This window comes from Noviherbaspirillum humi (genome assembly GCF_900188095.1).
GTDB lineage: Bacteria > Pseudomonadota > Gammaproteobacteria > Burkholderiales > Burkholderiaceae_D > Noviherbaspirillum > Noviherbaspirillum humi.
This window is the reverse complement of record NZ_FZOT01000002.1, coordinates 210,909-235,122: the sequence shown is the minus strand read 5'-3', so window position 1 is coordinate 235,122 and position 24,214 is coordinate 210,909. Positions and strand designations below refer to the sequence as shown.

Genomic DNA, 24,214 nt, shown 5'->3' with positions numbered 1-24,214 from the left:
GAATGACGAAAGACGTCCTACCCGACCATGCCGCCGCGGAAGCCGTGGTTGCCAGCGGCACCCATTCGCTGCTCGACGACATCATCGACGGCTGTCGCCTGGCGCTGACGCCCAGAGAGAATGCCAGCGCGCGGGAGCAGATAGCCCAGCTCGCCGGCGAAGTGCTGTCCGGCGCGCTGGCGGTGTCCCGCGATCTGGCCGCCGGCATCGACATGCGCATCGCGGAAATCGATCGCATGCTGTCGGAGCAGGTCAACGCCATCATGCATCATCCGGACTTCCAGCGCCTCGAAGCCTCATGGCGCGGCTTGCATTACCTGGTCACGCAGTCCGAGACCAGTTCAATGCTTAAAGTCCGGGTGCTGAATGCGTCCAAGAAGGATTTGGTAAAGGATTTCCGCGCAGCCCCGGATTTCGACCAGTCGGCGCTCTTCAAGAAGATCTATGAAGAGGAGTACGGCACCTTCGGCGGCGCACCCTATGCGGCGCTCATCGGAGACTTTGAATTCTCGCGGCATCCGGAGGATTTCTATCTGCTGGAGCAATTGTCCCACGTCGGCGCGGCAGCCCATGCTCCGCTCATCTCCGCCGCGGCGCCGGGCCTGTTCGGGCTGGAGAGCTTCAATGACATCGGCAAGCCGCGCGACCTGGCGAAAGTCTTCGACACGGTTGAGTACGCCAAGTGGAAATCCTTCCGCGAGTCGGACGATTCCCGCTATGTCGGGCTGGTGCTTCCCCACGTGCTGGGCCGGCTGCCCTATGGCGCGGATACCCTGCCGGTGGACGCCTTTCATTTCGAGGAAGACGTCGATGGCGCCGACCATGACAAATACCTCTGGACCAATGCCGCGTATGCATTCGCCGCCCGCCTGACCGATGCCTTCGCCAACTATGGCTGGCTGGCCGCCATCCGGGGCGTGGAAGGCGGCGGATTGGTAGAGGGTTTGCCGACTCATGCTTTCAAGACTGATGAGGGCGAGGTTGCGCTCAAGTGCCCGACGGAGGTGGCAATCACCGATCGCACCGAGAAACTGCTGTCCGACCTCGGCTTCATCTCGCTGGTGCATTGCAAGAACACCGATTACGCCGCCTTCTTCAGCGGCCAGTCGGTGCAGAAGGCCAAAACCTACAACACCGACGCCGCGAATGCGAATGCCCGCCTGTCGGCGCAGCTGCCCTATGTATTCGCCACGTCCCGCATCGCGCATTACATGAAGGCGATCGTGCGGGACAAGATCGGCAGCTTCGCTTCGCGCGAAAGCGTGCAGGATTTCCTCAATACCTGGCTGGCGCAATACGTGTTGCTGGACGATTCCGCTTCTCAGGAAGCCAAGGCCAAGTATCCCTTGCGCGAAGCGCGTGTCGAGGTGGTGGAAGTTCCGGGTCGGCCCGGGGTGTATCGAGCGGCAGCTTTCCTGCGGCCACACTTTCAGCTCGACGAATTGACCATTTCGCTGCGCCTCGTGGCCGAATTGCCGCGCAACGCCAGATAGTTTTTTACAAGTAGGCATCACGTCCCGGGCGCCTCGGGACTCGGATGAAGGCCGCCTCACGGCGGCAAGGCGCCGCTACATTCAACGGACTTTCCATCAGGGAGGAAACATGGCATTTGACAGCTTCATCAAGATCGACGGCATACCTGGCGAATCGAGCGATCACGCCCATCAGGATTGGATAGAGGTGCTTTCTTATGACCACAAGCTCGAGCAGCCGGCGTCCAGCACCGCCAGTTCGGTAGGCGGAGCGACCGCCGAACGTGTCCAGCACGGCACCTTCAATTTCGTGCATCACCTCGACAAAGCCAGCCCCAAGCTGCATGACGCCTGCTGCACCGGCAAGCACATCAAGGAAGTGGTGGTCGAACTGTGCCGTGCCGGCGGCAACAAGATGAAGTACATGGAAATTCGGATGGAGCAGGTCATGATTTCCAGGATAGAGGAACAGGGCGCGGCCGCCGGCGACAGCGGCTTCCCGAGCGAGAAGGTGGCGCTGTCCTACGGCAAGATCAAATGGACCTACACCCAGCAGAAACGGGAAGACGGGTCCGGAGGCGGCAACGTCAGCGCCGGCTGGGATCTCACTGCCAACAAGGCCATTGCCTGAGCGGCGGTTTGCGCGGGCATGCATGCCGCTGTGCCACACGGCGGCATGGTTTTCATGATTCGAACAGGTAGTTCAAGGACAGGTCGCATGGCTAATGCTTTACCCCGGTTTTCAACCTCCGTTCCAGCTTCGACGAATCTCTCGGCCTTCGTCATGGGCGCCGCGCTGCTGGGCGGTTGCGCGCAGTCCCCGGCGCCCCAAGGTTCCGTCTCGAACGAAGCGCCGCCCATCATTGCGCAGAAGGCAGTTGGCGCCAGCACCATGGCGGAACCGCGCGATGTAAAGTCCGCCAGTCTGACGGCCAATCCGGTGCTGGTCCCCTTCGAAAAACTCAGCATCAAGCTCGACGAGGACGCGCGCAAGCTGATTGCCCAGTTGGCCGACCGCGCGAAGTCGTCGAGCCGGCTGACGATCACCGGCTTTTGCGACCGGCGGCAAGTCGGCAATGCACGTGACGCAGCCATCGCCCGAGCCGCTGCGGTGAGGGATGAGCTTGCCAAGGCAGGCCTGTCAATTAAAAAGGTACAAATCAAATACGTGACTGAAATCGGCGACAAGCATGCGGCCGAGGTCCAGTTCCATGGCGGCTGATTCGTTTGGGGCAATTGATGCCGGCAATGCAGGGGAAGGGGAGAGGCAATGACGGTTGAATTGAAGGCGCTGATCGGCAGAATGAGTCCGTTGTCGCGCCAGGCGATGGAGCAGGCGGCGGCTGCGGCCCGGTCGGCAACGCATCATGAGGTCGATGTCGAACACCTGATGCAGGCGATGCTGCATCTTCCAGGTAGTGATTGGTGCCGGGCTCTGACATCGGCCGGCATTTCCTGCTCGCAGCTGCAGGAGGACATGCGGACGGAAGTGGGCGGCTTCCGAACCGGCAATCCGCGCAATCCGGTATTGTCCGCGCAGCTGCAGGCATGGCTGCGCAGCGCCTGGCTGGTCGCCAGCCTAGAGTACGGCATGGCGAGCATCCGCAGCGCGCACCTGCTTCACGTCATGTTGGCCGATGAGACGTTTTCCAGGCAATGGAAGCCGGTCATGCCTCCGCTGGCAGGACTGGCGCAGCCGGCGCTGCGCGAGGCGATGATGCTGGCCATGAGCGGTTCGGAAGAGTCAGCCGGCATGGGTTCGGCGCGACGGGATGAGGATGGATCCGGCCTGCCAGGCGCGGGCCGGCAAAGCGGCGCATTGGCTGCCTATACCACCGACCTGACCACCCTGGCCCGGGCCGGCAAGATCGATCCGGTGACAGGCCGGGAGGGCGAGATCGCGCAAGTGATCGACATCCTGCTGCGGCGGCGCCAGAACAATCCAATCCTGACCGGCGAGCCGGGTGTGGGCAAGACCGCTATCGTAGAAGGGTTGGCGCTGCGCATCGTCAACGGCGAGGTGCCGGCAGCAATGCGCGACTTTGCGATTCATGCGCTCGACCTGGGCCTGCTGCAGGCTGGGGCCAGCATGAAAGGCGAATTCGAGGCAAGGCTGAAGGCCACCATCGACGAAGTCAAGGCCAGCCCGCACCCGATAATGCTTTTCATCGATGAAGCCCATACCCTGGTTGGAGCTGGCGCCGCCGCGGGGCAGGGCGATGCCGCCAATCTGCTCAAGCCGGCGCTGGCCCGCGGCGAGCTGCGCACCATTGCGGCAACGACCTGGTCTGAATACAAGCGTTACATGGAGAAGGATGCTGCGCTGGCGCGGCGCTTCCAGGTCGTGAAGGTTGCCCAGCCGGACGAGGAAACTGCCATCCGCATGCTGCGCGGCATCGCGACGGCCATGGAAGCCCATCATGGCGTGCGCATCCTCGACGAGGCGCTGCAGCAGGCGGTGACGCTCTCGAGCCGGTATCTCAGTGAAAGGCAGCTTCCCGACAAGGCGGTGAGCGTTCTCGACACGGCCTGCGCCAAGGTAGCCATTTCCCAGACCGGCGTGCCGCGCGATATCACCGACCTGCGCCAGCTGATGCATGGCGCCGAGGCGGAAATCGCTTCCCTGATGCGGGAAGAAAACGGCGACCACGCCGAGCGTATCGAGACATTGCGAGGCCGGCATGCCTTGCTCGGCAGCGAACTCGAACGGCGGGAAGCGGCATGGCGCGGACAGCAGGCCTTGTACCGCCGCATTGACGCCTTGCAGTCCGAAATCAATGCCGCTGCGAACGATGCTGCAGATCCGGCGCCGGAGAAGGCGGTTTTCCATTCCCGCTTGAACGAGCTCCGTGCCGAATTGACCGAAACCACGGCACGCTTGCGAAGCGCCGTAGGCGGGCCGATGGTGCATGACTGCGTCGACAAGGGCGTCGTGGCACAAGTCGTTGCCGAATGGACCGGCATCCCGCTCGGCCGCATGCTGGCAGCGGAATTGGAGTTGGTCCGCGAACTGCGTCAACGCCTCGAGCTGCGCATCATTGGCCAGGACCACGCGTTGGACGAAATCAGCCGACACATGCTGATTGCAAGGGCAGGCCTGGAAGACCCTGCCAAGCCCAAGGGCGTATTCCTGCTCGCCGGCCCATCCGGCGTAGGCAAGACGGAGACCGCGCTGGCTCTGGCCGAGATGCTGTATGGTGGCGAGCGGCATATCGTGACGATCAACTTGTCCGAGTATCAGGAAGCCCACAATGTCGCGACCTTAAAAGGCGCGCCGCCCGGCTATGTTGGCTACGGTCAGGGAGGCGTCCTTACCGAGGCCGTGCGGCGACGCCCGCACTGCGTCATCCTGCTGGATGAAGCGGAAAAAGCCCATCCTGATGTGCTCGAACTCTTCTTCCAGGTGTTCGACAAAGGCACGTTGGACGATGCCGAGGGACGCCAGGTGGATTTCCGGCATGCCGTCATCCTGCTCTGCTCGAATGCGGGTAGCGCCACCGTCATGCGTGCGGTTGACGCCGGCGTGAAGGTAGGCGATGCCTGCCGCCGGCCGACTCCTGACGACTTGCGGGAATTGATCAGACCCGAACTGCAGCGCATCTTCAAGCCAGCTTTCCTCGGCCGGCTATCCGTGATCCCTTACTATCCGCTCGATGAGAAGGCAATGAGCCGCATTGTCGGCCTGAAGCTGCAGAAAATACGCGACCGATTGCAGCGGCAGTACGGCGCCGCGTTTCTAAGCGATCCGAAACTGTCCGAAATGATCGTGGCACGTTGCAGCGAAGTGGATAGCGGCGCCCGGAATGCGGATGCCATCATCTCCAGCGGACTGCTGGCGGAGATCTCGCAGCGAGTGCTGGAGAAACTGTCGGTGGGCGAACCGATACGTCAGGTGGAAGCTCGGGTAAGGCGTCAGCGCATCGAAGTAGTGGTTAGCTGAAACCCTGGAAGCGGCCCCCTGAACAGTTCGGATTTTTACTCGCGGTCCAGGGTGCTCGCTGCTGTCGAGCCGGTGCTCAGTCACGTTGCTGAGGCATGGAGGCGGGTGAAGGCAGGGCGGGAGGAGAAGCGCTAGGCCTAGTCTTAGGGCACGTGAGTCCAATCAACAGCGGATTAGATGGCTTGGCGCTCGCGCCTTTTGTCATCAGGCTTGCCGGTCGCGCGGCAGGTCGAGCAATTCCCTTAGCTGCTGCAGGGTAGCGGCGTCCTTGACGACCGCTTCAAGCCATTGATCGAGTGGCATTTCCGCCCACTTGGCGGCCCGTTCGACCAGCGGTCCGACCGGGCTGTGCGGCTCCTGTTCACGAAAATATGACGCAACGAGGCGCAGGTGGACGACGGCCTCCCGGCGGGAAGTGAGCATTACCCCTTGGTTGGCAGCGCCGGTGACCACAGCCGTTTCGGGCGGCACTTGCAACGAGGCGTTTGTCGCAATCGGCGTAAAGATTTTGGCGGGTACGACGGTATCGACCGGCGAGGTCGCTTCATCGACCTCCTGCACGCCGCCAAGTTTGGCAATACTCCGGCTGACGACCGACCGGCAATCCGACAAGGCTTGCCTGAGCATGGGAAGCGTAGGGGCATGCTGGCCGAAGGCGGTATCGAGACGATCTTCAATCTGCGCCACGAGCCGTGCCGCTTGCGTCAGCGTCGAGTTCATCGATTGATAAAAATTCAGCCCGCTTTCCATTGCCGCCCGGTCGAATTGCTCTCCACTGATGGCGCCATCCCTGGCTGCGGCCTGACGCGCGGCGGGATCTTTCAGTGCGAGATTGTCTAGCGTCATCGCCGCCTGCCAGGTCAGCCAGGAAAATCCTGTTTCCTTGCCGGTCAGCGGCGCTTCCCGAACTGCGGCGGCCGCTTCCCTGTCCAGCCAGACGAGGCGGGCGGCACGTTCTTCCGGATCTGATGGATCGAGCGGTGGATAGAGGAACTCCCAAAAATCGCTCAGCAGGGCTTGCAGCACCGTGAGGCCAAAGACCAAACCGGAAAAGCCTTGGGTGCGAATCAAGGCGTCCGTGTACCAGCAGGCGGCCTGCAAGTCCTTGCTGCGGTTTTTGAGCAGGTCTTCACAAAGCCGCGCAACCAGCGGCCATTGTGCTGCTTTGGGCGCAGTCTGCCACTCCCCCTGGGACAAGCCGGCGTCGTCCTGGCGTCGTGCCTCGCGAATGGCATCGAATTCGCGCGAGAACGACATGTCTTCGCCGCCAGGATGGCCCCCCGGAATAGGGGCCAACAGATCGTCAAGTAATTGCGTATTCATGATTCTCCGGTTCTGAAGCAATGCATCAGCCACGCTCTATAGGCGGCAGGCTCGAAGCCAGCGCTGCGCCGCAGCTGGTGCGACGGCTTTCCTGGGGCGCGGGCCAGCTACTGCGCCGCCAGCCGGGGACGCCTTCTATGAGGGTACAGTCCTGGTGCCCGCGCATCGTGCAGGCGCGGGAATCACCCATGCGGGGAATGGGCCCGCCCGCGGCGAGGACTGCAGATGCGCCGCCTGTGACGCCTACGCCAAGGCCGGTCGGGGCACCGCGAAAATTGATTTTCTTCATGGTCCCGTTCCATCGTCGGAGGATGGCATGATGAAGCGCAGCGCCAATCTGCCGTGAGGCAGGAACGCGGCGCTCAGGGTTGCTCGGCCGGTTTCCACAGTCTTCGCAACGGCGCAGGCCAGCAAAGCGACTTCGCTGGCCGTGCCGAGGTCTCCGATCAGGTCGGTCAGATTCAATGCATCCGGCCCGACCGGCTCGAAATCGATTTCGGCGGCATGCAGTGCCGATCCCAGGCAGGCGAGCCGCTTGCCACAGTGGGCAATATTGCCGGCATCGTGAACGAGGCCGAGGAACGCCATCCCGCTCCCGACACCCGCATTCAGCAGCGCCTCGTTCATCAGGGTGGTGGTGCGCCGCGTTTGCGTCAGCAGGCCAGGACTTCCAGTTTCCACATCATCGCAGGCGGCGCGGTGGATGCGTGCGAGTACCGGTAGCTGAGCAAGCCTGCGCCACTCTGCCAAGTTTGCAGTTGTGGTGGATGCATGGCTGTCGCTGCTCACGTGCTCCCAGTAAGGGAGTAAGGCGTCAACAGACTTGCCATGCGTGCCGGATTCCACCTCAATGTCTGATACGTGCTTTATCGCAGGCGACATCAGCAACAGCGCAGAGGCGCCCTGCGCGGGCGGCATGCGGTCGGGGGAAAGCGTAGATTCTTCATCAAGCAAGTCGCTGGAGTCGGAGTCAGATGCGTCGACAGCGATCAGCAGCGCAGCGCCCAGTTCAGGCAGGGTGTCGAACAGCGTCGCCAACCCGTCGGACATGCTGCGATCCAGCGTGAAGATGGCGGGCTGATCGTCACGCTTCAAGCCGGTCTGTGCCGGCATCGTGGCAATCGCCTGCTTCAACAGTGACTTGGCGTGTGCGTCCGATACACCGGTCGGCGTGACGATGAACATGGGTAGCATCAGACAATCGGGCTCGATATGCGTGATGCCTTCGAGCGCCTGGCGCATGAGCAAGGAAAGGCGGCCGATTCTGTCGGCACCGTCGGCATGCGGCCCGGCGGACGTGAGTTCCCATTCGACGCGACAGTTATCGCGCGAAGCGGGGAAGGCATCGATGGCCTTCGCCGTTCCCAGACCGCTTATGCTGACCGCACGGCAGTCAATAGAGCGTTCCCGCTCGGCACGACGCTTGTCCGCTTCCACCTGTTCCGCGCGTTGCCGTGCACGCTCCCGGGTTTCCGCCTCCAGTGCGGCAGTGCGTTCCCGTTCCATCCGCCTGCGCCGAACGAAGACTGAGCAGCCCATCCAGGCCGCGCAGGCGAACAAGGGCGGGAGCAAGTGGAGGGCGATGATGCTGGTTGGCGCATGGCGGGTGAAATCCATGCTGGGGCCCAGCCATAGGAAAGCCAGCCAGGCGCTGAACGTTGCCAGCAATGCGAATGCCTTGGTTACCATGAATGCATCGTCGCGGAAATCGGGTTCGAAGGAAGTCACCGCATTATCGGAAATCGCAGTGCCGCTCGTTATGCTATTTGCAAGTGACCATCAGAGAAAAATTCATTCGGCCCGATGGCATGGAGGGTTGGGACAAGCCATGCAATGCATCGTGATGTATGCCCAGCGACTGTGCCGTCATTGAATGTGCAGGGATGCCGCTGTGGCTGAACCGGAGGCAAGCCGGAAGCGGCCACAAATGGGTTTGGAAGAGAGAGATGGGGCGAGACGGAAAAGAAAAAGGGTTCAGGCTTTCACCTGAACCCTTTTGCAATTTGGTAGGCCGTGCGGGATTCGAACCTGCGACCAACGGATTAAAAGTCCGCTGCTCTACCAGCTGAGCTAACGACCCGAAAGACCGCTATTATAAGGATATCCTGGTCTTGCTGTCAAACAGGACTTTCCCGGTGTTACCGTTTTCCCTGTGCGGAGCATGGAAAACGGTCCAGGTGCCCGCTTACCGCAGCGCAGCCAGTCTTTCCTTGGCGGTTTGTGCCGCTGCCGAATCCGGGTACTTGTGCGTCAACGTTTCCAGCGTCTTCTTCGCAGCCGCCTTGTCTTTCAGCTCCAGCTGGCAGCTGGCGATGTTGAGCAGGGCGTCGGCCGCCTTCGGGTTATCTCCGAAATTGTTGACCACCACCTGCTGCGCCGTGATTGCATTGCGGTAGTCGCGCTGCGCGTAGTAGGTGTTGCCCAGCCAGTACTGCGCCGAGGGCATCAGGCCGGACTGGGGATAGCGGCGGGTGAAGTCGTAGAACGCCGCGCCGGCGCTCTTGTAGTCGCCTGCCTTGAAGTAGGCGAGGGCGGCATCGTAAGCACGCTGTTCCGATTGCTCGACGCTGATTTCCTGACCGTCGACCGTGACCTTCTGCGGCTCCATCTTGCGGATCCGGTTGTCGAGGTCGACATAGAAATCCTTCTGCCGGCGCTGAGTGTTCGCCAGTTCGTTGGTCAGCAGTTCGATCTGGCCCCGCAGTCGGGCGATTTCCTGGCGCAGCTGCTCGTTCTGGTTGTTCAGATCGAGGCTGTTGGTCTTGTCCGCCTTGGCATTGATTTCGTTCTGCATGTTGTCGAGGCGGGCGCGGATGGCGAGTATCGCCTTGCGCGCTTCCTCATCTTCAAACAGCGCGGCATTGGCCTGCAGCGGCGCATAGGAGAATGCGGCCAGCAAGGCCGCGGCGAGCGAGGATCGGAACAGTTTTTTCATGATTACTGGTAGACGATGTCGGAACGACGATTTTCGGCGAAGGCCGCCTCATCGCTGCCGGTGGCCTTGGGCTTTTCCTTGCCGAAGGATACCGCTTCCATCTGGTTGTCGGAAACGCCGAGCAGCGCCATGGCACGACGGACGGCTTCGGCGCGCTTCTGGCCGAGGGCGAGGTTGTATTCGCGGCCGCCGCGCTCGTCGGTGTTGCCCTGGATGATGATCTTGCGGGCCTTGTTGGCGTTCAGGTATTTCGCGTGGGCCTCGACCACTGGCTTGAACTCGTCCTTGATGGAGTAGCTGTCGTAGTCGAAATAGATGCTGCGCTTGGCCAGCACGCCTTTCGGATCGTTCAGCGGATCGGTGGAGTTGGCGCTCAGCGGTGCGACGGTGCGGGAATCGGTGGTGGGGTTGTTGCCGGCGAGGGCGCCGGAACGGTCTTCCACCTTCACGTTGTCGTCCAGCTTGACGGAAGAGCCGCAGGCGGCCAGCACGAGGGCGGTCGAAACGGCGAGGGTGAGTTTGCTCAGTTTGCGCATTGAATTCTCCTGATTAATGCTGTTGGAATAGGGGTGATGAATCATTTCATGAACGGACCCCAGGTCGGCTCTCGGACGTCGCCTGCCTGGGTGGTCAACCGGTGGCGCACGCGGCCGTCGACCGACACGACCGCGAGCGAGCCGCGGCGGCCGGACTCGGTCGCGTACATGAGGTATCTGCCATTGGGCGAGAAGCTGGGCGCCTCGTCGCGCGGACCGTCCGACAGGCGCAGTTCCTGGCCGCTGGCCAAGTCGAGCGCATACAGCTGGAAGCGGCCTTCGCGGCGCGAGATGTAAGCCAGCGTCTTCCCATCCGGAGCGATGCGCGGGCTGATGTTGTAGATGCCGTTGAACGTGACGCGCTGCGCTTCGCCGCCGCCAGCCGGCATCTTGTAGATCTGCGGTCCGCCGCTGCGGTCGCTGGTGAAGTAGATGCTCTGGCCGTCCGGCGAGAATTGCGGCTCGGTTTCGATGCTGTTGGTGTTGGTCAGGCGGCGCAGGCCGGAACCGTCGGCATTCACCACATAGACCTGGGTCAGTCCCTCGCGCGCCAGGGCCAGCGCCAGCTTGCTGCCATCAGGCGACCAGGAGGGCGCAGAGTTGCTGCCCTTGTAGTTGGCGATGGTGACGCGCTGCCGGCTCACCAGATCCTGCACATACACTACCGGCTTCTTGCTTTCGAAGGAAACATAGGCGACCTTGGTGCCGTCCGGCGACCAGGCCGGCGAGATGATCGGTTCATTGGACCGCAGCGCGATCTGGGTGCCCTGGCCATCCGAATCGGCCACCTCCAGCCGATATTCGTTGCCGGCCTTGGTCACATAGGCCACGCGGGTGGAAAAGTCGCCGCGGATGCCGATCAGCTTTTCATAGATGTCGTCGGCGATGCGATGGGCGGCGAGGCGCAGCCGGTCGTTGCCCGCCGCCTGGCCGAAGCCGGACAGCGGCGCCTGCTTCAGCGTGTCGAGCAGGCGGTAGCGCACGTCGTAGCGGCCGTCGGCCAGGCGCTGCACGCTGCCCACCACCAGTGCATCGGCGCCGCGCGACTTGATCTCGCCAAAGTTCACCGGCGTGGTTTCGGACATCACGCTGCCGGTGTCGATGATCTTGAAGTAGCCGCTGCGCGTCAGGTCGTCCTTGATGATGGCCGTCACCTGCTGCGGCGACAGTCCTTCATCGGCGAAGCTGGCGATGGCGATCGGAATCTGGGTCGCGCCCACGCCCGAGGTTTCGACCCTGAGCTGGGCATGGACCGTCAGGGCCTGGGCCACGCCGAACACCACGATCGCGCGAGTGAGGATTTTTTTGATCATCATGGCTAATGTCCTTGAGTGCTTGTTGCGCTTACTGGTCCTTGGGCTTGTGGATGCCGATGAAGCTTGACGGCACCGAGCCGGATTTGTCCTTGGGGAAGGGCGCCGAGCGCTCGATCGCGCGCCGCACCGCTTCGTCGAAGCCCTTCACGCCGGATGACTTCACCTGGGTGATGCCGGCGATGGAGCCATCCGGCAGCAGGTCGACGCGGAATTCCGCCGCCGGATTGCCCGCCAGGTCATCCGGCACGTTGAAGGTGATGTTGGAGCGGATCTTGGCGCCGACGCGAGCCGCATACTCGCTGTTGGCGCGGCCGCCGCCCTGCGATTTCGGAGCATCGCCGCTGCCGCCGGTGCCGGCGACACCGCCGGCCATGCGCTTCATTTCCTCGTTGCGCATCTTGTCCAGCATGTCGCGATCGGCCTTTTCCTGCGCCTTGCGCTTGGCGTCGGCAGCTGCCTTCTCCTTGGCGAGCTTGTCGGCCTTTTCCTTGTCAGCCTGCTCCTTCGCCAGTTTCTCGGCCTTGTCCTTCTCGGCTTTTTCCCTGGCGAGCTTGTCGGCTTTCTCCTTGTCCGCCTTCTCTTTCGCCAGTTGCGCGGCTTTTTCCTTTTCAAGCTTGGCGCGCTCGGCTTTATCCTGCTCGAGCTGCTTCTGCTTCAATGCTTCCTTGCGCTTGAGTTCCTCGCGACGTTCTTCCTCTTCCTCGCGCCGCTTTCTTTCCTCCGCCTTGCGCTTCTTCTCCTGCTCGAGCGCGATGTCCGGCTTCTCGACCGGCTTCGGCTCGGGCTTGATTTCCTGCTTCGCCGGCGGGGGCGGGGAAACGTCGGGTGTCGGCCTGGGCTCCGCCCTGGCGATCGGCTGAGGTTCAGGCTCTGGCTTGGGCTCGGGCGCCGGCGCAGCTTCGCGCGGCTGCGGCGACCAGACTTCGGCTTCCACGGCGACCGGCGTTTCGTTCTGCCAGCGCACGCCGATCCAGAGGAAAACCAGCAGCAAGCCGTGCACCAGCGCAGCCAGCGCCAGGGCGCGCCAGCGGCCGGGCTCCTTGGGAACTTGATAAGGCGTGGTGGAACTATTGCTGCTCATGATTACTGCTTGGTGGCGAGGCCGACCCGGCTGATGCCGAGCTTCTTGGCTTCGGAAATCACCTGGATGACTTCATCGTAACGGATATCCTTGTCGGCCGAGATCATCACCGCCATCTCCGGCTCGGCCTCATGCATGGCCTTCAGCCGCTGAACCAGGATTGCCCGGCCGCCGACCTTTTCCGGCGCTGCGCCGCCGGTCTTGCCGCCGTTGATGCCGATGGTCGCGCTGGTGTCGGGCTGCAGGTTGATCTGGATATACTCGGACGGCGGCAGTGACGACTTGGCTGCGGTCGGCAGGTTGATCACGCCGGGATTGGCCAGCGGCGCCGCCACCATGAAGATCACCAGCAGCACCAGCATCACGTCGATGTAGGGGACGACGTTGATCTCCGCCTTGAACTTGCGGCCGCGGCCGCCGCGCATGGTCGAGCCTGCCATCAGCGCGCCTGCCTCTGCAAGATGTTGGAGAACTCTTCGATGAAGCTCTCGAAGCGAATCGCCAGCCGGTCGATGTCATGCGAATAGCGGTTGTAGGCCACCACCGCCGGGATGGCGGCGAACAGGCCGATGGCGGTGGCGACCAGCGCCTCGGCGATGCCGGGCGCCACCGAAGCGAGGGTCGCCTGCTGCACGTTGGCCAGGCCGCGGAAGGCGTTCATGATGCCCCAGACGGTGCCGAACAGGCCGACGTAGGGCGACACCGAGCCGACCGACGCTAGGAAGGCGAGATGGGATTCGAGCGCATCCATCTCGCGCTGGTAGGCGGCCCGCATGGCGCGGCGGGCGCCGTCGATCAGCGCGCCGGGATCGGCAGCGCCCTTGCTGGCGTAGGAAGCGCGAATCTTCTGGAACTCGCCCATGCCGGAAGCAAAGATGCGCTCCAGCGCGCCGCCGCTCTTGCCGCGGTTGGAGTTTGCGCCTTCATAGAGGGCGCTGAGGTTGCCGCCGGACCAGAAGGCCCGTTCGAATTCCTCAGTCTGCACCTGGGCGCTGCGAATCGCGAACAGCTTGCGGAAGATATAAGTCCAGCTGAAGATCGACACCAGCAGCAGAATGGCCATCACCAGCTGCACCAGCAGCGATGCGTTGGAAATCAGGGAAACGAAGGAAAGGTCTTGTGTAACGCTCATGAATTGATTTGGATTCGATGACTAAACCGGCTTGCGGCCGCTGGATGGCGGATTTCGGAGCGGGACCGAGCGGGTACCATGGGGTTCAAGCACCCATGCTGCCAGACTGGCGTATGCCAGCCATGACGGCGTCGGGAATGGGAGAGGGCCGCAGGGCTTTCGCATTCACGCAGCCGACCTTGATGCTGCCGCTGGCGAGCAGGGTCTTCTCGGTGCCGGCGACGCGCCAGGCTTCCTGGTAGAAAACGACCGAAGCACGGCCGAGCTTTTCGACCCGCACCGACACACTCACCACATCGTCCAGTTTCGCGGGTGAATGATAATCCACCGCGGTGCTTTTGACGACAAACACGACATCATGCGTTTCCGACAATGCCTGCTGGCTAATGCCGGCTGCACGCAGCCATTCGGTGCGGGCGCGCTCGAAGAACTTCAGATAATTGGCGTAGAAGACGATGCCGCCGGCGTCGGTGTCTTCGTAATAAACGCGCAAGGTCCAGTAAAAATCCGCCGCCGGAGCGGCGGCGGGACTGGCCGAGGAAAGCATCATTGAGTTGTGGTCCAGTTGCTGCCGCCTCAGGGATTGCGCTTGACGGCGAAGGGAGCGAAGCCCTGGCAGGTCGGCATCATCTCGATCGAGTTGATGTTGACGTGCGGCGGCAGGGTGGCGATCCAGTAGGCCGCCTCGGCGATGTCGGCGGCGGTCAGCGGCACCGTGCCTTCGTAGACCTTGGCCGCAGCGGCATCATCCTTCAAGCGGACGTTGGAAAATTCGGTGCCGCCGCACAGGCCGGGCGCGATGTTGGTGGCGCGCACGCCGGTGCCGATCAGGTCCGCCCGCAGATTCAGCGTGAACTGCTCGACGAAGGCCTTGGTGGCGCCATAGACATTGCCGCCGGGGTAGGGATAGCTGCCGGCCACCGAGCCAAGGTTGATCACCAGGCCGCTGCCGCGCGCCACCATTTTCGGCAGCACCGCATGGGTCATCGCAACCAGGCCGCGGCAGTTGGTGCTGATCATGGTGTCCCACTCTTCCAGCGAAGCCTTGTAGGCAGGTTCTATGCCGAGCGCAAGGCCGGCATTGTTGATCAGTACGTCGATGTTTTGCCAGTCGGCCGGCAGGCTGCCGAGCGATGTGGTGATGGAGGCGGTGTCGCTGACGTCCAGCACCAGGGGCAGCAGGGACGGGCCGAGCTCGGCCGCGAGAGCGTCGAGGCGTTCCTTGCGGCGCCCGGCAGCGATCACCCGGTGACCATGCTGCACGAATTTCCTGGCCATCTCTGCGCCGAAGCCGGCGGTGGCGCCCGTTACCAGAACGATCATGGGTTTTCCTCACTGAATTGTTGGGACCGGCAAAATTGTAGCCCATGGCGCATTTCATTGCGCCGGCCCAAATTTTGCCGCTATTTTTGTCCGTACTTGAAGAAATAATCTCGCTCCCTTACAATTTCACACCATTTCGTCTCACGTGACTGGCGAAAAACCGGGCCTGCTCCCGGTACAAGGTGGATATCCACCGGGGAACGTGAGGCTTCTCCGCCGTTCGCCTGGGCAGCCCAAAATGGAACGCACGACTGAGGCTGCCTGTCATTCCCCCTGGCCCTCTTTCGATTCAGGCAACGCCGTTTGCATATTCGTTTGCATACTCAATCGTTTGGAGTCACTTCATGTTCGCAAAAGACCATACCCTCGCCAAGACCGATCCTGAACTCTGGTCCGCCATCCAGAAGGAAAACCAGCGCCAGCAGGACCACATCGAACTGATCGCGTCCGAGAACTACACGTCGCCGGCAGTGATGGAGGCGCAGGGCTCCCAGCTCACCAACAAGTATGCGGAAGGCTATCCCGGCAAGCGCTACTACGGCGGCTGCGAATTCGTCGACGTGGCGGAAACCCTGGCCATCAACCGCCTGAAGGAACTGTTCGGCGCCGAGGCTGCGAACGTGCAGCCCAACTCCGGTTCCCAGGCCAACCAGGGCGTGTTCTTCGCCATGCTCAAGCCGGGCGATACCATCATGGGCATGTCGCTCGCCGAAGGCGGCCACCTCACCCACGGCATGGCGCTCAACATGTCGGGCAAATGGTTCAACGTCGTTTCCTATGGCCTGAACGAGAAGGAAGAGATCGATTACGAGCAGATGGAAAAGCTGGCGCGCGAACGCAAGCCCAAGCTGATCATCGCCGGCGCCTCCGCCTATGCGCTGCGCATCGACTTCGAGCGCTTCGCCCGCATCGCGAAGGAAGTCGGCGCCTATTTCATGGTCGACATGGCCCACTACGCCGGCCTGATCGCCGCCGGCGTGTATCCGAATCCAGTGCCGTTCGCCGACTTCGTCACTTCCACTACCCACAAGTCACTGCGCGGTCCGCGCGGCGGCATCATCCTGATGAAGGCCGAGCACGAGAAGGCGATCAACTCCGCCATCTTCCCAGGCATCCAGGGCGGCCCGCTGATGCACGTCATCGCTGCCAAGGCGGTGGCGTTCAAGGAAGCCCAGGCGCCCGAGTTCCGCGCCTACCAGGAGCAGGTAGTGAAGAATGCCGACGCATTGGCCAAGGCCCTGATCGCGCGCGGCCTGCGCATCGTATCCGGCCGCACCGAATCGCATGTGATGCTGGTCGACCTGCGTGCCAAGAAGATCACCGGCAAGGAAGCCGAAGCCATCCTCGGTTCGGCCCACATCACCTGCAACAAGAACGCAATCCCCAACGATCCTGAAAAGCCCTTCGTCACTTCCGGCATCCGCCTAGGCAGCCCGGCCATGACCACCCGCGGCTTCAAGGAAGCGGAAGCGACCAAGGTCGGCAACTTGATCGCCGACGTGCTCGACAACCCGCACGACGCCGCCACCATCGAGCGCGTCAAGGCAGACGTCAAGAAGCTGACCGACGCCTTCCCGGTCTACGGCTGATGCAGCACAGAGGCCACCGGCGCGGCCGCCGGTGGCCTTTTTCATTGGCGGCCGAGGTTCGCCAATGCCGGTTTTCCGGTGAAAATATGTTAACGTTGAGCCTGGATCATCACTGAGATCGCTTCATGAAATGTCCCTTCTGTCATCACGAAGATACGCAAGTCCTTGACACCCGCGTGTCCGAGGAAGGGGATGCCATCCGTCGCCGTCGTCGCTGCGCGCATTGCGACAAGCGCTTCACCACGTTCGAACGGGTGGAGCTGACCATGCCGGTGATCGTCAAGAAGAATGGCAACCGGACCGAGTTCGATGCCGGCAAGCTGCGCGGCAGCCTGATGCTGGCATTGCGCAAGCGGCCGGTGGCGGCCGAAGCCGTGGATGGCGCGGTTCAGCGCATCAAGGAGAAGCTGCTCACCAGCGGCGCGCGCGAAGTGCCGTCAGGTCAGGTGGGCGAACTCGTCATGGCCGAACTGAAGCTGCTCGACAAGATTGCTTATATTCGCTTCGCCTCGGTTTACAAGAGCTTCGAGGACGTCGCCGAATTTCAGGATGCGGTCGCCGAAGTCGGCCACGAACGCAAGCCCGGCTGATTGCCGCTCAGCGGCATTTCTCACTCTTCATTTTCCTTTCTGATCAGCGGGCATCGCTTGCCGACTAGAGGCAAAGTGCTGGAAACCGCCCTCCCTAAAATGCAACCTTTTCGTTGGCAAAAAGACAAGGGGAGCGCATGTATTCATGCCGGCTGCGGGGTTTCACTTTAATCGAAGTCCTGGTATCGATTCTTCTGCTCGCAATTGGCGTGATCGGCTGCGCCAACCTGGTCCTGCAAGCCCTGCGCAGTCAAAAGCAATCCGGTTATCGCTCTGCCGCCGTGCAGCTTGCCTCCGAAATGGCCGACATGGTGCGCAACCGCACCGTGCCGCTGCCGCAAAACGGCGGCGGCGACTATGAGTTCGATGCGGCCCGGCCCGGCGCCATTCCTCCGACTTCCGATTTTTCCTGTTTCACCTCCGTCTGCGATCCCGATATTGCCGCGGGCCAGCACCTTGCCGACTGGCGCCAGCGGGTCGCATCTGCCTTGCCGGGCGCCCGGGTGGTGATCTGCCGCGACAGCGCGCCGTGGGACCGCGCCTCCCGCAAGTTGAAGTGGAGTTGCGATCACCGTGCCGGTGCGCCCCTAGTCATCAAGATCGGCTGGCGCAGCTGGCAGCAACCGGCCGATTTACAAGACGGCGATCCGGAACTGGCCCTGAGCATATAAGCCGACCAGAATGGCGACGCGAACCATGAAAGCGAAATTCAGGTGCACTCGCCGGTGTGGATTCACGCTGGTCGAATTGATGGTGGCGACTGCGCTCGGCATGCTGATTGCGCTTGTCGCCACGGCTGTGATGCTGTCCACCCGGCAGGCATTCGCCGCCAATGATGATTACGCCGAACTCGAAGAAAATGGCCGCTTCGCCCTCCAAATGATCGGTCGTGCCATTCGCCAGGCGGCTTTCGACAACTGGGACGGTGGCGGCGGAGCGGCACTGATTGCCGGAAGCGATGCCAGCCCGGCCATTTTCGGGCTGGATGATCGCAGCTTGAAAAGCAACAGTCCGGCGCTGGACCGTCCAACCACCGGTGTCAACGGCAGCGACGTGCTGGCAATCCGCTTCGTCGGCAGCGGTCCTGCGCCTGGCGGAGATGGCACGGTATTCAACTGCGCCGGCTTTGCGGTGCCGCAGCCGGAAGACCCCGACGCCGGCCGCGGCTGGAGCATCTTCTACGTTGCCCTATCCGACGGCGAGCCGGAACTGCGCTGCAAGTACGCCAACGCAGACGGAAACTGGAATTCGGTGGGCATGGTTCGCGGCGTAGAGACTTTCCAGGTGCTGTATGGCCTGGATCCCGACGGCGACGGCAAGCCCAACCGGTATGTGCCCGCGGGGGAGATCGAGCGCCTGGCGGATGCGACACCCGCCGCCGGTGTTGGGGCAAACCCTTGGAAACAGGTGGTGGCGGTCAAGTTCGCCATGCTGATGCGGGGCAGCAGCGGGAACCGGGCCGACGCCCCGGACAATCGCTACGATTTGTTTGGTCCGGCTTATGCGCGCTCGGCCGGCGCTTCAGACCCCGGCTCCAGCATCAGCGAACCGGAACTGCCTCAGGCGAGCCGCCACCGCCTGCGCAAGACTGTTTCGGCAACGGTCATGCTGCGCAATGCTGCTGGAGGGGGTTGATCATGCACCCACGCCAACGCCAGATTCTGCCGGCACGCGGGGGCAGCCAAGGGGCAGCGCTGGCCACCGCGTTGATCATGCTTCTGATCGTGCTGTTGCTCGGCGTCTCCGCCAGCCAGGTTGCCCTCCACGGCGAAAAAGGTTCGCGCAACGACCGCGATCGCCAGATTGCCTTTCAGGCGGCCGAGGCGGCTCTGATCGATGCCGAGGCAGATATCGAGCAGTCTACGGGCGGGGGCGGTCGAGGGCTGGTTTTCTCCAGTCGCAGCGCGGAGGGTTTCCTGCCTGGCTGCGGCAGGGGATTGGAAAACCGTCAGCTGGGACTGTGCCTGCCGACGAATGCAGGCATGCCGCCCGTCTGGGATGCGGTGAATCTGCAGGAGGACCAGCCTTCGTCCGCCGTCTCGGTACCCTATGGCCATTTCACCGGACGCAGCTATCCGAATGGCGAGGGCGCGCTTCCGGGACGGCTGCCACGCTACATCATCGAACTCCTGCCCTACGCCCGTCCCGGCGCTTCAGCCGACAGTGCGGGACTTTCTTATCTCTACCGCATTACAGCCATCGGCTTCGGACCGCGTCCATCGACCCGGGTAGTGCTGCAAGCCGTCTATCGGAAGACGGACGATTGAGGCCCGCATGGCATCGACAAGCATGAGAAAAATCACCCACCGCGCGATCCTCGCTTTTCTGTTTGCGTGGAGCCTCCTGGCGCGGGCGGAGCTGCCAACGGTTGATCTGAGCCAACCCGCGTGGCACACCCAGACTGCTCCATTGCCCAATCTCCTGCTCGGCCTAGCGCTCACCCCGGCCAGCGCCGGCGCAGTTTATACGGGCGCGAGCGAGTATGACCGCGGCATGCGCTACGAGGGCTACTTCAATCCGGACAAGTGCTATGCCTATTCCACTGCGCCGCTGACTTCGGATGCCGTCGTCCGCACCCCGTCACCGGCAGCAGCAGGCCCGGCTGAGGAGGGGTACTTCTACATCCTGAAGAATGCCGACGCGCGCAGGGAATGCGGCGGCGATTCCTTCGCCGGCAATTTCATGAACTGGGCGACCGCATCCAAGCTGGATCTGCTGCGCATGGCATTGACCGGCGGCGACCGCGTGATCGATACCCTTAACAGAACGGTGCTGCAGCGGGCGGTGCTGCCAGCGGATCCGGCCTTTTTGATTTCTCATTTCCCGCCAAAGCGCCTGGCCGTCACGGCTAACGGCACTCCGCCGGACCGGCTTACGCCATTCCGCTCCGCCACCTTGCATATCGCGTCCTGCCGGCACCAGGTGATCTTCAGCGACAAACCGGCAGCGGGCACGTGCACTGCCGCCGGCTGGCTCCCTGAGGCGCGCGGCGCACCCATGAACGCAATTTTTCAGGTCCGGGTGCAGGCATGCGATGGCGTGGATGCTGTGAGCAGGCCCGACCTCTGCCAGCGCTATGGCAGCACCTTCAAACCGGTGGGCGCCCTTCAGCGCAACGCGCAACGCCTGCGCTACGGCGTCATTTCTACGTTGCCCGAAAACGGGAGTGATTCCTACGGAGGGGTGCTGCGCGCGCCAATGAAGCAGATCGGGCCGATGAAAAACGATCGACCCGGTAGCGGCCCTGTGCCCAATGAGGCGCTTGAATGGGACCCCGACAGCGGCGTGTTCAGACCAGATCCGGACCGGACTGGCAGGAAAAGCGGCGTCGTCAATTACATCAACCTGATCGGCAGGGATGGCATTTATCCCGGGTTCAATCCGCTCAGCGAACTGGTGTATGAAGGCACGCGGCTTTTCCAGGGCCGGCAGCCCAGCGTTCCAGCCCTCAAAGGCATTCGTCTGCCGCCTCGCGACGGGTTTCCGGCGGCGGAAAGTTGGACCGACCCGGTTTCCGCATCCTGCCAATCGAATGATTTCATGCTGATTGCCAATGCGGGCACCTCAAGCGACCGGGGCGTGCCTGGCAACAGCAAGACGGACGGCCGCAATCGCGGGATGGTGCCAGAACCCGCAACGACAAGGCTGCCGGCGCTGGATGCGGAGGCATGGCTGCGCCGGCTTGCCGGTCTCGAAATCAATGCGGCCAAACGCGGCCGCACCCAATCCCAGAACGGGCTGACCGACCTCGTCGCCCGCGAGACCGGCCCGGCACATGGCAGCTTCCTTGCCGCCGGCCTGGCTTACTGGGCAAGCCAGAATGACATTCGGCTCGACCGGCCGGTGCGCTTCGGAACCCGGGCGGTCGATCTCGGAGAAGTCGCCGATGCCGATTCGAATGTGCTCCACCTAGCGGCCAAATACGGCGGGGGTGATGACATGAACGGCGCTGGCACGCAGTTGCCGTCATACCTGCATGTCGGACCGACCGGCGGGCGCGTTTCGGCGCTGCAACAGATGGTGGCGACGGTGGGCGACCGACGCTGGATGGTAACCGGAGCGGCATCCGACGATGCCAGCCGGAGCGGGACAAGATATGTGTATGAAGCCGGCTTTCAATCGGGTACCTGGCAAGGCAGCCTGACCAGGCGGACGGAGCGCATCGTTGGCGATTCGGGGGCGGTCGACACAAGCAGTCCGGATTGGGATGCGGGCAGGGTACTCACCGAGGGCAAACCGGAGGCGAGGAAGATTTACATCGGCGCGCCCATGGCAAATGGCGGTCTGGCGACGTTGGAGTTTTCCTGGTCCGGACTTCCCGCGGCATACCGGACTTTCTTGAATCGCAATCCCGGCGGCGATGCGTCGGACGGGCTCGGCCGCCAGCGCCTTGACTGGCTGCGCGGCGCGCAGGGGCACGAGGTCACGCGCCCTGGCGGCATCTTCCGCGCCAGGCAGCGCCTTCTCGGCGACATCATCGGCAGCAAGCCGGCCTTCGTCGGCAAGCCAAGCCCGAAATACGGGGATGCCGCCTTTGCCGATTTCATGGCCCGCAACGGCAAACGGGCATCCATGATTTACGTCGGCGCGAACGACGGCATGCTGCATGGCTTCGATGCCGTCAGCGGCGAGGAACGCATGGCCTATATTCCGGCCATGCTGGCGGAGCGCCTGCCCGAGCTTACACGTCCCGATTACCGCCATCAGTCTTATGTCGATGGACCGGTGACGGTGGAAGACCTGCATTTGGAAGCTGGCTGGAAAACGATTCTGGTCGCCAGCCTTGGCGCTGGCGGGCAGGGCGTATTCGCGCTGGATGTAACCGATCCTGACCGTTTCGGCACTTCCGGCGGCGCGCTGTGGGAGTTTTCCGATCGCGACGATCCGGATATGGGAAACCTGCTCGGCCCCGTTGTCATCGGCCGCTTCAACATGGCAGTGACCGGGGCGCCGCCGATCTATCGCCATTTCGCCATGGTGGCATCGGGCGTGAATGCCTACGCGAACGACGGCAGCGGCCGCCGCGCGAAGGATGCGAAAGCCGCCCTGTTTCTGCTCTCGCTCGACAAGGAAAAATCGGAGCCATGGCGGTTGAATCGCAATTACTTCAAGCTGCGCACTACGGATGCCGATGAAACGCTTCCCAACGGCTTGAGCACGCCGGCGCTGGTTGCGGGCGCCGATGGCGCGACCCGGCTTGCGTATGCCGGCGATTTGCAAGGCAATCTGTGGCGCTTTGACTTCGACGCGTTTTCTTCCCGGGGCAGGATGCCGGCGAACGCGGTCCGTCGCATTTTTACGGCTGTCACCGGCAATTCGATGCGGCAACCGATCAGCAGCGCGCCCGCCGTGGTGTACGCGCCTAACGGCGGCTATGTGGTGCTGATCGGGACCGGCAAACTGATGGAAGCCCGGGATGTCGATCCTGCCGATTACGTGCAGCAATCGCTTTACGCCGTTCTGGATGTGCCGACGCTGGAGCCCCGCCCGCTCGGCAGAAGCGATCTCGCACCCCGCGCCGTAAAAAAGAGCGATGGAAACCCGGGCTACAGCGTATCCGGGCCGGCGTTCCGCTATGGCGGCGACAGTCCGCGCTATCGCGGCTGGTATATCGACCTGCCTGACGCAGCAAGCCGTGGTGAACGCAGTATCCATGCCCCAGCCGTCCTGGACGGGAAGGCAATCTTCAACACGGTAATGCCGGGCGCGGAATGCGGCAGCCTGACCCAGCGCCTTTACTATCTTGATGCCTTGAGCGGACTGGACCTCGATGGGCGGCTGGCGAGCATGTCCACGTCGCTGGTCTGGCCTGCGCCGCCTTTGCTGCTGCCAGCCCAGTCTGCCGCCACCACGGAAGGCGCCGCCGGGCGCCGCCTGGTTACCCGCGACCGCATCATTCTGCAGCCAGGCGCAGCCGCAACCGGCACCGATTCGGCGCCCACGACGCCCGGAAAAGAGGCAAGAAAGCGGGTTCACAGCGTTTCTGTAGCAGGCCGGCTTAGCTGGCGGGAACTGATCAATTGGGGAGAAGGGCACCATGCGGCGTCGACGAAATAAAGCGATTGCCGCATGCCAGGCCTCTTTCGGCTGGACCTTGATCGAGGTGCTGGTGGCGCTGGTGATTGTCGTCCTGCTCGCGATGCTGAGTTACCCAAGCTATCAGCAGATCGTCATCCGAGCGCGCCGGGCCGAAGCGAAGTCGGCGCTGCTGCAACTGATGCAACAGCAGGAGCGCTTTCATGCCCAGCGCAACACCTATGTGGAATTCTCGGCGGACGCCGCCAGTGCGGACGCCCAGCGATTCAAGTGGTTCATTGGATCGAAGCATCAGGACAGCGCCTATCAGATCGAGGGAATCGCCTGTCCCGGCGAGAGCGTCGACGCCTGCATCCTGCTGCGGGCGACGCCAGGCGGACCCAGGGTCAACCGCAGCTTCAGCGATGCGGAATGCGGCCGACTCGGCTTGACCAGTACCGGCGTGAAAACGGCGGAAGGGGATTTGGCGCGATGCTGGTAGCAGGGCGCCAGGGCCGGCGGATTCCAGCCGCCGGCTTGACGATGGTGGAAATGCTGATCACGGTGGCGGTTGTGGCCATCCTGCTTGGCGTAGCCGTGCCTGCCTTCCATGCGCTAATTGCCCGGCAACGCATTGCCGCGGCGACCAGCGATCTGCATGCGGCCATCCTGCTCGCTCGGTCTGAAGCGATCAAGCGCGGGCAGCGTGTGGATCTGGCACCCGTGGGCAAGGACGGCGACTGGGGCGCCGGGTGGGCGGTCTTCATCGACGTCAACCGCAACGGCGTGGCGGATGCCGGCGATACCGTCATCCAGCAGCATGGCGCGCTGACGCCGCCGCTCGGCCTCGCCAGCGCCTTCACCGACAGCCGCCGCAATTACCTTGCCTACCAGGGTAGCGGCCGCACCCGTATCGATGCCAGCGATTAGGTGCCGCAGGTCGGCAGCTTTCGGCTCAGCCT

At 62.9% G+C, this 24,214-nt stretch carries 22 protein-coding genes, 1 tRNA gene and 1 riboswitch; of the genes, 12 read left to right on the top strand and 11 right to left on the bottom strand.

Going from position 1 to position 24,214, the window contains the following annotated elements; genetic code table 11:
- The first annotated feature begins 2 nt into the window (after positions 1-2).
- From tssC to tssH, 4 genes are all read left to right on the top strand, one after another.
- On the top strand, positions 3-1,493 hold the full coding sequence (tssC, locus tag CHB88_RS04435) for a type VI secretion system contractile sheath large subunit (RefSeq protein ID WP_089398089.1): 1,491 nt from the start codon (positions 3-5) through the stop codon (positions 1,491-1,493).
- A gap of 109 nt (positions 1,494-1,602) precedes the next feature.
- Complete coding sequence (locus CHB88_RS04430) at positions 1,603-2,103, top strand: Hcp family type VI secretion system effector (protein ID WP_089398088.1); 501 nt, start codon at positions 1,603-1,605, stop codon at positions 2,101-2,103.
- 153 nt (positions 2,104-2,256) lie between these two features.
- Positions 2,257-2,694, top strand: coding sequence for an OmpA family protein (locus tag CHB88_RS04425; protein ID WP_176442307.1), 438 nt, complete (start codon positions 2,257-2,259; stop codon positions 2,692-2,694).
- Positions 2,695-2,742: 48 nt separating this feature from the next.
- Entirely contained in the window at positions 2,743-5,412 is a 2,670-nt protein-coding gene (tssH, locus tag CHB88_RS04420) for a type VI secretion system ATPase TssH (RefSeq protein ID WP_089398086.1), read from the top strand.
- 204 nt (positions 5,413-5,616) lie between these two features.
- On the opposite strand, the gene tssA is transcribed toward tssH, so the two are convergent.
- From tssA to CHB88_RS04365, 11 genes are all read right to left on the bottom strand, one after another.
- Complete coding sequence (tssA, locus tag CHB88_RS04415; protein WP_089398085.1) at positions 5,617-6,735, bottom strand: type VI secretion system protein TssA; 1,119 nt, start codon at positions 6,733-6,735, stop codon at positions 5,617-5,619.
- Between the two features lie 285 nt (positions 6,736-7,020).
- Positions 7,021-8,463, bottom strand: a complete 1,443-nt coding sequence (locus CHB88_RS04410) for a hypothetical protein (protein WP_143131117.1) — start codon at positions 8,461-8,463, stop codon at positions 7,021-7,023.
- A 276-nt stretch (positions 8,464-8,739) separates the two neighbouring features.
- A tRNA-Lys gene (locus tag CHB88_RS04405) sits at positions 8,740-8,815 on the bottom strand.
- 105 nt (positions 8,816-8,920) lie between these two features.
- A complete protein-coding gene (gene ybgF, locus CHB88_RS04400) occupies positions 8,921-9,670 on the bottom strand; it encodes a tol-pal system protein YbgF (protein ID WP_089398083.1) in 750 nt (249 codons plus the stop codon).
- 2 nt (positions 9,671-9,672) lie between these two features.
- Positions 9,673-10,206 carry a peptidoglycan-associated lipoprotein Pal gene (pal, locus tag CHB88_RS04395; RefSeq protein WP_089398082.1) on the bottom strand — a complete coding sequence of 178 codons (534 nt, stop codon included), beginning with the start codon at positions 10,204-10,206 and terminating at the stop codon, positions 9,673-9,675.
- A 41-nt stretch (positions 10,207-10,247) separates the two neighbouring features.
- A complete protein-coding gene (gene tolB, locus CHB88_RS04390) occupies positions 10,248-11,519 on the bottom strand; it encodes a Tol-Pal system beta propeller repeat protein TolB (protein WP_089398484.1) in 1,272 nt (423 codons plus the stop codon).
- A 31-nt stretch (positions 11,520-11,550) separates the two neighbouring features.
- On the bottom strand, positions 11,551-12,603 hold the full coding sequence (tolA, locus tag CHB88_RS04385; RefSeq protein WP_089398081.1) for a cell envelope integrity protein TolA: 1,053 nt from the start codon (positions 12,601-12,603) through the stop codon (positions 11,551-11,553).
- Positions 12,604-12,605: 2 nt separating this feature from the next.
- Positions 12,606-13,043: an ExbD/TolR family protein gene (locus tag CHB88_RS04380; protein ID WP_089398080.1), complete on the bottom strand. Its 438-nt coding sequence runs from the start codon at positions 13,041-13,043 to the stop codon at positions 12,606-12,608.
- A complete protein-coding gene (gene tolQ / locus CHB88_RS04375) occupies positions 13,043-13,735 on the bottom strand; it encodes a protein TolQ (RefSeq protein ID WP_089398079.1) in 693 nt (230 codons plus the stop codon). Before tolQ ends, CHB88_RS04380 begins: the two co-directional genes overlap by 1 nt.
- 85 nt (positions 13,736-13,820) lie before the next feature.
- The gene (gene ybgC, locus CHB88_RS04370) at positions 13,821-14,285 is read right to left on the bottom strand and encodes a tol-pal system-associated acyl-CoA thioesterase (protein WP_089398078.1); all 465 of its coding nucleotides are present in this window, start codon (positions 14,283-14,285) and stop codon (positions 13,821-13,823) included.
- 26 nt (positions 14,286-14,311) lie between these two features.
- Positions 14,312-15,058 carry an SDR family NAD(P)-dependent oxidoreductase gene (locus CHB88_RS04365; RefSeq protein WP_089398077.1) on the bottom strand — a complete coding sequence of 249 codons (747 nt, stop codon included), beginning with the start codon at positions 15,056-15,058 and terminating at the stop codon, positions 14,312-14,314.
- 135 nt (positions 15,059-15,193) lie between these two features.
- A riboswitch (ZMP/ZTP riboswitch) is annotated at positions 15,194-15,295 on the top strand.
- Positions 15,296-15,402: 107 nt separating this feature from the next.
- Between CHB88_RS04365 and glyA the strand changes: the two genes are divergently transcribed.
- The 8 genes from glyA (at position 15,403) to CHB88_RS04325 (ending at position 24,182) form a co-directional block, all read left to right on the top strand.
- Positions 15,403-16,647 (top strand): serine hydroxymethyltransferase, encoded by a 1,245-nt coding sequence (gene glyA, locus CHB88_RS04360; RefSeq protein WP_089398076.1) that lies wholly within the window; start codon positions 15,403-15,405, stop codon positions 16,645-16,647.
- Positions 16,648-16,772: 125 nt separating this feature from the next.
- Entirely contained in the window at positions 16,773-17,237 is a 465-nt protein-coding gene (nrdR, locus tag CHB88_RS04355) for a transcriptional regulator NrdR (RefSeq protein WP_089398075.1), read from the top strand.
- 137 nt (positions 17,238-17,374) lie between these two features.
- Entirely contained in the window at positions 17,375-17,908 is a 534-nt protein-coding gene (gene pilV / locus CHB88_RS04350) for a type IV pilus modification protein PilV (protein ID WP_089398074.1), read from the top strand.
- 25 nt (positions 17,909-17,933) lie between these two features.
- On the top strand, positions 17,934-18,872 hold the full coding sequence (locus tag CHB88_RS04345; protein WP_176442306.1) for a PilW family protein: 939 nt from the start codon (positions 17,934-17,936) through the stop codon (positions 18,870-18,872).
- Between the two features lie 2 nt (positions 18,873-18,874).
- Entirely contained in the window at positions 18,875-19,504 is a 630-nt protein-coding gene (locus CHB88_RS04340; RefSeq protein WP_089398072.1) for a pilus assembly PilX family protein, read from the top strand.
- 22 nt (positions 19,505-19,526) lie between these two features.
- Entirely contained in the window at positions 19,527-23,294 is a 3,768-nt protein-coding gene (locus CHB88_RS04335; RefSeq protein ID WP_176442305.1) for a pilus assembly protein, read from the top strand.
- The gene (locus CHB88_RS04330) at positions 23,275-23,754 is read left to right on the top strand and encodes a type IV pilin protein (RefSeq protein ID WP_089398070.1); all 480 of its coding nucleotides are present in this window, start codon (positions 23,275-23,277) and stop codon (positions 23,752-23,754) included. Before CHB88_RS04335 ends, CHB88_RS04330 begins: the two co-directional genes overlap by 20 nt.
- Entirely contained in the window at positions 23,745-24,182 is a 438-nt protein-coding gene (locus CHB88_RS04325) for a GspH/FimT family pseudopilin (RefSeq protein ID WP_245844739.1), read from the top strand. Before CHB88_RS04330 ends, CHB88_RS04325 begins: the two co-directional genes overlap by 10 nt.
- Positions 24,183-24,214 lie beyond the last annotated feature (32 nt).

What these genes read in the sequence shown, in the direction of transcription:
- ybgF (WP_089398083.1), bottom strand. Translation starts at nt 9,670, where the DNA reads ATGAAAAAACTGTTCCGATCCTCGCTCGCCGCGGCCTTGCTGGCCGCA.
- CHB88_RS04365 (WP_089398077.1), bottom strand. Translation starts at nt 15,058, where the DNA reads ATGATCGTTCTGGTAACGGGCGCCACCGCCGGCTTCGGCGCAGAGATG.
- CHB88_RS04430 (WP_089398088.1), top strand. Translation starts at nt 1,603, where the DNA reads ATGGCATTTGACAGCTTCATCAAGATCGACGGCATACCTGGCGAATCG.
- CHB88_RS04325 (WP_245844739.1), top strand. Translation starts at nt 23,745, where the DNA reads ATGCTGGTAGCAGGGCGCCAGGGCCGGCGGATTCCAGCCGCCGGCTTG.
- pilV (WP_089398074.1), top strand. Translation starts at nt 17,375, where the DNA reads ATGTATTCATGCCGGCTGCGGGGTTTCACTTTAATCGAAGTCCTGGTA.
- pal (WP_089398082.1), bottom strand. Translation starts at nt 10,206, where the DNA reads ATGCGCAAACTGAGCAAACTCACCCTCGCCGTTTCGACCGCCCTCGTG.
- CHB88_RS04330 (WP_089398070.1), top strand. Translation starts at nt 23,275, where the DNA reads ATGCGGCGTCGACGAAATAAAGCGATTGCCGCATGCCAGGCCTCTTTC.
- tssA (WP_089398085.1), bottom strand. Translation starts at nt 6,735, where the DNA reads ATGAATACGCAATTACTTGACGATCTGTTGGCCCCTATTCCGGGGGGC.
- tssH (WP_089398086.1), top strand. Translation starts at nt 2,743, where the DNA reads ATGACGGTTGAATTGAAGGCGCTGATCGGCAGAATGAGTCCGTTGTCG.
- ybgC (WP_089398078.1), bottom strand. Translation starts at nt 14,285, where the DNA reads ATGATGCTTTCCTCGGCCAGTCCCGCCGCCGCTCCGGCGGCGGATTTT.
- CHB88_RS04345 (WP_176442306.1), top strand. Translation starts at nt 17,934, where the DNA reads ATGAAAGCGAAATTCAGGTGCACTCGCCGGTGTGGATTCACGCTGGTC.
- CHB88_RS04425 (WP_176442307.1), top strand. Translation starts at nt 2,257, where the DNA reads ATGGGCGCCGCGCTGCTGGGCGGTTGCGCGCAGTCCCCGGCGCCCCAA.
- CHB88_RS04335 (WP_176442305.1), top strand. Translation starts at nt 19,527, where the DNA reads ATGAGAAAAATCACCCACCGCGCGATCCTCGCTTTTCTGTTTGCGTGG.
- glyA (WP_089398076.1), top strand. Translation starts at nt 15,403, where the DNA reads ATGTTCGCAAAAGACCATACCCTCGCCAAGACCGATCCTGAACTCTGG.
- tolB (WP_089398484.1), bottom strand. Translation starts at nt 11,519, where the DNA reads ATGATCAAAAAAATCCTCACTCGCGCGATCGTGGTGTTCGGCGTGGCC.
- tssC (WP_089398089.1), top strand. Translation starts at nt 3, where the DNA reads ATGACGAAAGACGTCCTACCCGACCATGCCGCCGCGGAAGCCGTGGTT.
- tolQ (WP_089398079.1), bottom strand. Translation starts at nt 13,735, where the DNA reads ATGAGCGTTACACAAGACCTTTCCTTCGTTTCCCTGATTTCCAACGCA.
- nrdR (WP_089398075.1), top strand. Translation starts at nt 16,773, where the DNA reads ATGAAATGTCCCTTCTGTCATCACGAAGATACGCAAGTCCTTGACACC.
- tolA (WP_089398081.1), bottom strand. Translation starts at nt 12,603, where the DNA reads ATGAGCAGCAATAGTTCCACCACGCCTTATCAAGTTCCCAAGGAGCCC.
- CHB88_RS04340 (WP_089398072.1), top strand. Translation starts at nt 18,875, where the DNA reads ATGCACCCACGCCAACGCCAGATTCTGCCGGCACGCGGGGGCAGCCAA.
- CHB88_RS04380 (WP_089398080.1), bottom strand. Translation starts at nt 13,043, where the DNA reads ATGGCAGGCTCGACCATGCGCGGCGGCCGCGGCCGCAAGTTCAAGGCG.